The sequence below is a fragment of the Pseudomonas sp. 51_B genome, assembly GCF_017491595.1.
Classification (GTDB): Bacteria; Pseudomonadota; Gammaproteobacteria; order Pseudomonadales; family Pseudomonadaceae; genus Aquipseudomonas; species Aquipseudomonas promysalinigenes.
This window is the reverse complement of the sequence record NZ_JAFGYW010000106.1, coordinates 1-598: the sequence shown is the minus strand read 5'-3', so window position 1 is coordinate 598 and position 598 is coordinate 1. Positions and strand designations below refer to the sequence as shown.

Here is a 598-nt window from a genome sequence, read left to right as displayed (position 1 = left end):
CGGTTGCTCGCCAAGGAGGAACGTCGCCATTGCCGCCAGGTCAGCATCGCTCAGACCTTGAGTGCTGTTGTGAAACACCGGGAACATTTCGTTGAACATCGTTCCTTGCGCGCTCATGCCGTGCTTGAGAAACGTGCCCAGATCCTGCTGATTCCAGCCGCGCGCGGCCAGGTCGGTGGCCAGCAGGCTCGGTGCCAGATAACCATTGAGAATGCCGCCGGTCATGCGCTTGTCCATTTGCATCGCGCCGGGCAGGCCGCGTGGCGTATGGCATTCGCCGCAGTGACCGAGAACGTCGACCATGTACTGGCCGCGCTTCCATGCCTCACTTTTGCCTTCGGCCGGCTCCAGCTTGACGTCTTTGCCGTAGAGCATGTTCCAGCCGGTCAGGCCCAGACGCACATTGAACGGAAAGCTCAGGCTGGTCACCGGTGCGGCGCGCTCGATCGGCTCGATGGTTTTCAGGTACGCGTGAATCGCATCGGAATCGGCGCGCGGCATCAGGTGATACGAGGTATACGGCATCGCTGGATACAGATTCGCACCGTCGCGACGCTTGCCTTCGGTCAACGCAGCGAAGAACTCGTCATCATTGTAC

1 protein-coding gene is annotated in these 598 nt (G+C 60.5%); it reads right to left on the bottom strand.

Annotated features, from left to right (window positions below; translation table 11 throughout):
* Window positions 1-598, bottom strand: a 598-nt coding sequence (locus J5M56_RS23870) for a cytochrome c (RefSeq protein WP_207937927.1), incomplete at both ends; no start/stop codon positions are given.